The sequence below is a fragment of the Mesorhizobium sp. M4B.F.Ca.ET.089.01.1.1 genome (genome assembly GCF_004022605.1).
Classification (GTDB): domain Bacteria; phylum Pseudomonadota; class Alphaproteobacteria; order Rhizobiales; family Rhizobiaceae; genus Mesorhizobium; species Mesorhizobium abyssinicae.
Map to the genome: position 1 here is coordinate 1 of NZ_RZOS01001261.1, position 550 is coordinate 550.

General features: G+C 54.9%; 1 pseudogene. It reads left to right on the top strand.

The window, feature by feature from the left end:
* Positions 1 to 550, top strand: a pseudogene (locus EN780_RS39450) (NERD domain-containing protein); the annotation flags it as partial.

Genomic DNA, 550 nt, shown 5'->3' on the forward strand with positions numbered 1-550 from the left:
GTATATGAATTCGATGCCATCCTTGTCTGGGGCGACCGTATTTTTCTGTTTGAGTGTAAGAATCGCAGTCTCTCGGGCCGAAACCCGGTACAGGCATATTACTTCGCGCTTGAAAACCGCTCTAACGCGCGCCAACTCCAGCGCCTGGCGGGCGCGCTTCGGCAACATCCGGATATCCTAACCGAGGAATTTGGCCCGGACGCTGCAAACAAGGAGGTCATCCCTTGCATCCTGAATTCGCTGCCGTTCTCTTTGCCAGGGTTGCAAGATGGCGTCTACTTCACGGACTGGTCTGCTGTTACCAGGTTCTTCCAGGACAGGTATGTGCACGCAAAGACGGCGCACCACGTCACCGATGATGTGACTCTGCTGCATCGATCCGCTCTCTACGATTTATGGCACGGGGATCAGCCGACGCCGGATCGTTTCATCCGGGCTTTGGACAACCCCTTCCAGTTGGAAATCGTGGGTAACCACATAGATATCCACCGCAGCATATTCCCCGTTGGTCCCGAGATGGCAGTGGTTTCTCGCGAATTCATGCGGGAAA